This is a genomic window from Ascidiaceihabitans sp., from assembly GCF_039986515.1.
In the GTDB taxonomy this organism is placed as follows: domain Bacteria; phylum Pseudomonadota; class Alphaproteobacteria; order Rhodobacterales; family Rhodobacteraceae; genus Ascidiaceihabitans.
The window spans coordinates 298,780-305,464 of record NZ_JBDWQO010000003.1; the positions used below are offsets into that span (position 1 = coordinate 298,780).

The window sequence follows — 6,685 nt, forward strand, 5'->3', positions numbered from 1 at the left end:
AACATGGAAGATTTTTCAGGTTTCCCGCTGGAGATTGCGGACGAAAACAAACCGATGGTCAGCTTTAAGAAAGTGCGCAAAGCCTATGGGTCTTTGGTCGTCTTGGATGACCTTGATCTGGACGTTGCGGCGGGTGAAATGGTGTCGATTATTGGGCCGTCCGGTTCTGGCAAGACAACTGTTTTGCGGATGCTTATGACGCTTGAGCAGATCAACGGAGGTGTCATCTATGTCGATGGCAAACCGTTGACGCACATGGGCAAAGACGGAAAACTAATTCGAGCTAATGAGCGCCATCTGCGGGAACGGCGCACAGATATCGGCATGTGTTTCCAGCATTTCAATCTGTTTCCGCACATGACGGCGATCCAGAACTGCATGGAAGGGCCGGTGCAGGTACTTGGCATGTCCAAGGCCGAGGCGCGCGACCGGGGTGAGGAACTTCTTGAATTGGTCGGAATGGCCGACAAAAAAGACCAGCATCCATCACGCCTGTCAGGTGGTCAGCAGCAACGGGTTGCGATTGCCCGCGCATTGGCGATGCGGCCCAAGGTGATGTTGTTTGACGAAGTCACCTCTGCGCTTGATCCCGAGGTGATCGGTGAGGTGACAAACGTGATCCGCAAACTGGTGTCAGAGCACAACCTCACTATGCTAATGGTGACACACCAAATGGGCTTTGCCCGCGATATCTCGGATCGGGTGTGCTTCTTTTACGGTGGCAAGATCGAGGAACAAGGCAAGCCAGCCGACCTCTTTGGCGACCCGCAACGAGAGCGAACACAACAATTTCTGAGCGCGGTGAAAGAGGCCGTCTAATTCGCCAAAGGAGGCAGAACCATGTATAGATCCGGTGATGTCATCACGTCCAAACCCCGCACGCCTGAAATGGACGGCGGGCGCTATCACAGGGCTGGGCTGGGCTTTATCCTGATGTCGACTGATCTGGCCGCAGAGCAGGACTTTTTCACCATGGCGCCTGAAGGGGTCGGAGTGCATATCACCCGTCTTAAGACCGACGATTACACGACCCCCGAAACGCTTGCCCAACACATCGCCAACATGGCAGAGGCCGCAGCGCGCCTGCAACCTGATATGAAACCCGAGGTCATCAGCTATTCCTGCACAAGCGGGTCAATTGTGAATGGTGAGGATCGTGTCTTTTCGCAGATTGCGAAAGGCGCACCGTGGACGCAGCCTATGTGCCTTGTCACTGGCGTTGTTGATGCACTGCGCGAACTGGGGGCGCGAAAGATTGTGGTTGGCACCCCTTATCTGGACGCGATCAACGTCGCCGAGGCTGAATTTTTGGTGCAAAAAGGGTTCGAGGTTCTTGATATTCAGGGGCTCAATCTGGAAACTGGTCTGGAGTTTGGTCGGGTTACACCCGCCTACTGGAAGAAGTTCGCACTTGAGATTGATCACCCGCAGGCAGATGCGATCTTCCTGTCATGCAGCGGCATCCGTTCGCTGGAGGTCATCGAAGAGATTGAACAGGCCGCTGGCAAACCCGTTATCACGTCCAATCAGGCCCAGTTCTGGAGCTGCTTGCGCCGCGCTGGAATTACGGACCAGTTGACTGGGTTTGGTCAGTTGTTTTCCCAAGCGGGCACGTCACTTCTGCCTTAGTATCCGCGCGCTTTGTGCCCGAAAAAGACTTTGGTAATATCCTCAGCCACGTCCCAAGTTACCTGACTGCCATCGCGGACGAACAAGCTGTCTCCGGGGCCAAGGCTGCGGGTCATCCCAGTGTCATGTTGGATAAGTTTGCAGCGACCAGAAAGCACTGTCATCAGCTCGTCGCCCTGCTCGATACATTCAAATGCACCGATCGTGCAGCGCCATATCCCGTAGCGGGTGGTGTGCCCCGCCCCACCGGCATCAATACGCCCATAGGTCTTTGGATCACCCTTGGTGACGCGATACTGGCTTGCCGGAGCATCAAAGGGCCAGAAGTCCAGCGCGCCGATATCATCGCCGGGTTTGTACTTATCCATTCGGCGCTCCTCGATTAAATGACCGGCAGATCTGGCGCCGCACGCGTGCTCAACAAAGTCGCGGCGTCTTTTCCGACGACGATGTTTTCCTCATGTACCATCATCAAACCATTGCCGTATGATAACGAAGGTTCAATCGTCAGCACCATATTCTCGGTCAGAACAGTGGTGTCAAACGATGCGTGTGACGGCTGTTCGGTTAGCTGCATCCCAAGCCCGTGACCTAAACGCCCGATGTCACCGCCACTTTCGTCAAGTTCGGCAATCACTGCGGACATGGCATTGAACAAATCACGGCAGGTGTTGCCCGGTCGCGCGGCTGCAATGCCCGCTTCGGTCGCACGCCACAACACATCATAGGCACGGCGCGAAGCATCATCCCTGCGGCCAATGGCCCAGTTGCGATCAAAGTCACAAAAATACCCATCCCATGTGAGGCCAGTGTCCAACATCAGCACGTCACCAACTTGCAAAGGGCGGCGCGTGGGTGGTGAGATGACGTCGACATACCCACCCTGATCTGCGGCCCCCACAACATAGGGCGCATCATCAGCGCCTTGCGCCAGTGCTTCGCGTCTGAATGTGCGAAACACGTCTTCGAGCGCCATGCCCTGCGACATAACCTCTGGAACGCGGGCAAACGTTGCCGATCCAATCGCGCAAATGTGGGAGAGTTTCTCGATTTCCGCGGTAGACTTCACCATGCGAAGGCCCTGAACAAGTCCGGTGACGTCCGCGATGTCCAGACCGGGAAGCGCCATGATCAGGCGTTCCCAGTCCCCCAAAGGCATCCGCAGCATCGTTTCGTGCCCTTTCATCACCCCGATCCGCGCCTTTGCTTTCGCATAGGGCGACAAGAGCTCTGTCAGCAAACTAATACCATCGTCATCAGGCGCCGGCGCGCTCCACGTCCGAATGTCGTCGAGCCAAGACTGTCGCATCAAGGCGGCTCCGATTTCGGGGATCACGGCGATTGGTTTGCCCGTGGCGGGAACGAACAAGAACCATGGTCGTGTCGGGCTTTGCCAGAACAGCGTTTGGAATCCGCTGAAATACCGCACGTCAGGCTCGCTCATCAGCAGCATGCCTGCCAGCCCTTGCTGGGCCATAAGCGCCTGCGCCCTCTGGGTCCGGCCCTCAAATTCAGCGGTGCAAAATCCGCGCGCCAATGTCTTAGGCGGCATCGCGGCCCTCCATGATCATCTTAAAGATGGCTCTGTCAGTGACCCCTTCGGAACCGATAAGCAACACCCGCGAATTTGCGTCCAATTCTAACGTGTTGGACAACACGCTATCCTTGCGTGCCACAATCAAAGCCGCAAGACCTGCAATGGCGCTCTCTCCCGCCTCAATTGTCGGATCGCCGTCCAATGGCGCGGCCAACAATCGCACGCATGGTGCAACGAGACGTTCAGGGATTGTGAGGAAGTCACTCGCCTCCTCTTCTAGAATTTCCCACGCGAGGGGCGATGGTTCTCCGCAAGACAGACCTGCCATCAAGGTCTCTTCGTCAATTTTCACATTCGTGGCATTGCCTGACTTGCCACTTTCGAACAAGCACGCCGCAAGGTCCGGCTCTACAATAACAACGCGCGGCGACGCATCGCCATAAAATTGGCGCAAGCCCGCTGCGACGCCAGCGGCTAAGCCACCAACGCCTCCTTGCAAGAACACATGTGATGGTGCCTGGGCCAAAGCTTCGCAAATTTCCTGCGTCATCACCCCGTAACCCGCCATCACATCGCGAGGCGGAAGTGAATAGCCCGGCCAAGACGTGTCAGAGACCACAAACCAACCGTTTTCTTCTGCCTCTTGTTTGGCCAAAGCGACCGACGCGTCATAATCTCCCTCGATCCGAATAACATGAGCGCCAAGGTCTTGCATTGCATCCGCGCGCCCCTGGCTGACTTCTGCATGGATGTAGATACGGCAAGGCACGCCGAACCGTTTACAGCCCCAGGCAAGCGAGCGCCCGTGATTGCCGTCGGTTGCAGAGACCAAGGTAATTGCGGCGCATTCCGCCGCATGCTTGCCGCCACGGACATCCGCCAACGAGACCTCTTGGCCCAGTCGTTCTGAAATAACGCGCTGCAGGACGCGCACCGCCGCATAAGCCCCCCCCAATGCCTTGAAACTCCCTAAGCCAAAGCGGGAACCTTCGTCTTTGTAGAGTATTTCTCCAACATTAATTGCCGAAGCCAAAGCACCAAGTGACACCAACGGAGTTTCCGCGTAACCGTCCCATGCCGTAATCTCTGCGCGCGCGATGGCAAATTCGCTTTCGGTCAAAACCCGATACGCGGCATCGCCGGATTTTCGGTTGGCGGGCACATGGCCCAATTGAGCGGTTGGCAGAATGTTGGTCATAACAAAGTCTCTCTGGTTGGCAGGCGATCACGTACCAGTTGGGCCCAAAAGGCCGCTCCGATAGGCAAAAGCGCGTCGTTGAAATCGTAATCCGCCGCATGCAGCGGTTGGCCATGCGGGCCGTTTTCCCCATTGCCAAGCAATAGAAAGCAACCCGGAACAGCTGCGCAAAAATGGGCGAAATCTTCGGAAAAGCTCATGGCGTCCCGATCACCGATGACCTCTAGACCCATGGCATTGGCCGCACGCACAACCGCGTCGACAGGATCTCTCGCGTTGATGGTCTCGATGAATTCGGTCACAAATTGAACTTTGGCCGTAACCCCATGGGCCGCGGCGATCCCGTCCACGATCTGGCGCATGAAGCGCTCAATATCCAACCGGTCTTGCGGCAACCGTGCGCGCGCGTCGCCCTTTAGTGTTGCATGCCCGGGCAGCACATTGCGTTGTCCATCGCTCAAAAACTCCGTGACCGACACAACCGCACCTGCACCGGGGGCAAGTTTGCGCGACACAATTGTTTGCAGCGCCTGCACCATCTCGGAGCCAACTGTGATTGCATCAACACCGACATGCGGCATCGAGGCGTGTCCGCCTTGGCCGCTTATCTCAATCTCAAACAGGCTTTCGCTCGCGCAGACCTGTCCGACGCGCGTTGATATTTGTCCAACAGGTGCGCCGGGTAAGTTGTGGATTGCGTAGACCTCATCAATCGGGAACGTCTCCAATAAACCCTCGTGAATCATGGCGCGTGCACCCAGTCCGTGTTCCTCATTGGGCTGAAAAATGAACACGACTGTGCCGTCAAAATCAGGGTCTTTCGCCAGCGTTTCAGCTGCGCCCAATAACATCGTCATGTGGCCATCATGACCGCAGGCATGCATCACGCCGGGCGTGTTTGACACATAATCATGAGTGCTGGTCTCTAAGATCGACAGCGCATCCATGTCTGCGCGCAGCCCAATGGTCCGATTGCCGAGACCTGCGCGCAATACGCCGACGACGCCCGCACTGACGTGAACATCAAGCCCCAGACCGCGTAGATGATCGGCCACCACCGCCTTGGTTTTCAGTTCTTGAAAGCCAAGTTCAGGATCACGGTGAAAGGCATGCCGCAGCGCGGTCAGCTTTTTGTGAAACGTGTTCATCTTCAATCCCTGTACTGATGAACCATAACCTAATGATATGACGGGAAACTACACATCAAAAAAGCCACTGATCGCGATGAATTTCCTCCAAGTTTTGCGTCAACAGAACGGCACTCAGAAAACATGGACGATGTTGCAAGTTTTTCCTGAAGACTTAGCTTTCGGAATTTACGAATGTACGGGCCGAAAACTCAGCCAATTCCCCGCGCCATATCTGACGGCCAATGCAAAACGCAGTGCCCTCGGCGTCGTGGATGACCTGTTCCAATTCGATACCGGCGGTGTTTTCCGACAGTCCAAGCAGCTTAGCTTCGTTTGCCGATACGCCGCGCATTCGAATGATCACACCGCCAGTATGTGCGCACATGTTGTAGTGCTGGCTTAGAAACAGCGTTGTCGATTGGCGCAGGTCGTGGCCTAACAAATCGGGAAATTGCGCGGCGATCACGAATTCGGTTTCAATGAAAATAGCGTGACCTTCTATCTTAAATAGTCGCGTGTACGCATGCAGCTGTTCTCCGACTTGTACTGATAGTTCACGGGCCAATTTCGCATCGGCATCGTGCGGTCCGGCGTCGAGTATTTCGATCTGCAAACCCACATTTCTTGCCTGTGCATCCGCCGAAAAATTAACCATTTGGCTGATGTCATATGTTAGCCGCTGCGGCGATACAAAACGCCCTTTACGCCCGTCGCGATACGCCAATCCTTTGGCTTCAAGTACGCGGTGCGCCGTCATCCGACTGACATCATAATTTCCGGCAACATAAGGGCGCGCGTGTGCACGGCGCGACAATCTTGGAAAAGATCAAAGTGGAGCAGGTGCATGTCGAGGGTGGCAAAGTCCGCGGTGTACGCACGGATCAAGGCATCATCACTGCTGATTACGTGGTCAATTGCGGTGGGATGTGGGCGCGAGAATTAGGACAGAAAAATAGCGTCGGCGTGCCTCTACATGCTTGCGAAAATTATTATCTTGTAACCGAGGCGATCAAAGATCTGTCCAGTGATTTATAAGTCGGAAAGGTGGGGACTTGTGCGCCGTTCAACTCAACCGTTTCGTCCTGCCCGATGGGCCGCGCCGTCAGTGGCGTAGTGGGAAAGACGATCGCATCCAAACCATGATCACTGAAAACCTGGGCATAGATTTTGCGCATTGCCGGGCGGTGAACA

Annotated in this window: 8 protein-coding genes; 3 read left to right on the plus strand and 5 right to left on the minus strand. The window is 55.5% G+C overall.

What is annotated here, in order from left to right; all coding sequences use genetic code 11:
• Positions 1 to 3: 3 nt before the first annotated feature.
• Together ehuA and ABJL60_RS01875 are read left to right on the plus strand one after the other, a co-directional pair.
• Positions 4 to 819, plus strand: coding sequence for an ectoine/hydroxyectoine ABC transporter ATP-binding protein EhuA (ehuA, locus tag ABJL60_RS01870; protein ID WP_348373516.1), 816 nt, complete (start codon positions 4 to 6; stop codon positions 817 to 819).
• A 21-nt stretch (positions 820 to 840) separates the two neighbouring features.
• Positions 841 to 1,629, plus strand: coding sequence for an arylmalonate decarboxylase (locus tag ABJL60_RS01875; protein WP_348373517.1), 789 nt, complete (start codon positions 841 to 843; stop codon positions 1,627 to 1,629).
• Here the strand turns inward: ABJL60_RS01875 and ABJL60_RS01880 are convergent.
• The 5 genes from ABJL60_RS01880 to ABJL60_RS01900 form a co-directional block, all read right to left on the minus strand.
• Entirely contained in the window at positions 1,626 to 1,997 is a 372-nt protein-coding gene (locus ABJL60_RS01880; RefSeq protein ID WP_348373518.1) for a cupin domain-containing protein, read from the minus strand. The two genes, ABJL60_RS01875 and ABJL60_RS01880, sit on opposite strands and share 4 nt — an antisense overlap.
• 14 nt (positions 1,998 to 2,011) lie before the next feature.
• Positions 2,012 to 3,181 carry a Xaa-Pro peptidase family protein gene (locus tag ABJL60_RS01885; RefSeq protein WP_348373519.1) on the minus strand — a complete coding sequence of 390 codons (1,170 nt, stop codon included), beginning with the start codon at positions 3,179 to 3,181 and terminating at the stop codon, positions 2,012 to 2,014.
• A complete protein-coding gene (locus ABJL60_RS01890) occupies positions 3,171 to 4,364 on the minus strand; it encodes a diaminopropionate ammonia-lyase (protein ID WP_348373520.1) in 1,194 nt (397 codons plus the stop codon). The genes ABJL60_RS01885 and ABJL60_RS01890 overlap by 11 nt, the downstream gene beginning before the upstream one ends.
• Positions 4,361 to 5,512 carry an amidohydrolase gene (locus ABJL60_RS01895; RefSeq protein WP_348373521.1) on the minus strand — a complete coding sequence of 384 codons (1,152 nt, stop codon included), beginning with the start codon at positions 5,510 to 5,512 and terminating at the stop codon, positions 4,361 to 4,363. The genes ABJL60_RS01890 and ABJL60_RS01895 overlap by 4 nt, the downstream gene beginning before the upstream one ends.
• Positions 5,513 to 5,666: 154 nt before the next feature.
• Positions 5,667 to 6,251 (minus strand): GntR family transcriptional regulator, encoded by a 585-nt coding sequence (locus ABJL60_RS01900; protein WP_348373522.1) that lies wholly within the window; start codon positions 6,249 to 6,251, stop codon positions 5,667 to 5,669.
• Between the two features lie 41 nt (positions 6,252 to 6,292).
• Here ABJL60_RS01900 and ABJL60_RS01905 point away from each other — a divergent pair, with 41 nt between their 5' ends.
• Complete coding sequence (locus ABJL60_RS01905; RefSeq protein ID WP_348373523.1) at positions 6,293 to 6,529, plus strand: FAD-dependent oxidoreductase; 237 nt, start codon at positions 6,293 to 6,295, stop codon at positions 6,527 to 6,529.
• The last annotated feature ends 156 nt before the right edge of the window (positions 6,530 to 6,685 follow it).

Bases quoted from the DNA above. Each gene is read 5' to 3' on its own strand.
- ABJL60_RS01900 (WP_348373522.1), bottom strand. From the start codon at position 6,251: ATGACGGCGCACCGCGTACTTGAAGCCAAAGGATTGGCGTATCGCGAC.
- ABJL60_RS01895 (WP_348373521.1), bottom strand. From the start codon at position 5,512: ATGAACACGTTTCACAAAAAGCTGACCGCGCTGCGGCATGCCTTTCAC.
- ABJL60_RS01875 (WP_348373517.1), top strand. From the start codon at position 841: ATGTATAGATCCGGTGATGTCATCACGTCCAAACCCCGCACGCCTGAA.
- ABJL60_RS01885 (WP_348373519.1), bottom strand. From the start codon at position 3,181: ATGCCGCCTAAGACATTGGCGCGCGGATTTTGCACCGCTGAATTTGAG.
- ABJL60_RS01890 (WP_348373520.1), bottom strand. From the start codon at position 4,364: ATGACCAACATTCTGCCAACCGCTCAATTGGGCCATGTGCCCGCCAAC.
- ehuA (WP_348373516.1), top strand. From the start codon at position 4: ATGGAAGATTTTTCAGGTTTCCCGCTGGAGATTGCGGACGAAAACAAA.
- ABJL60_RS01880 (WP_348373518.1), bottom strand. From the start codon at position 1,997: ATGGATAAGTACAAACCCGGCGATGATATCGGCGCGCTGGACTTCTGG.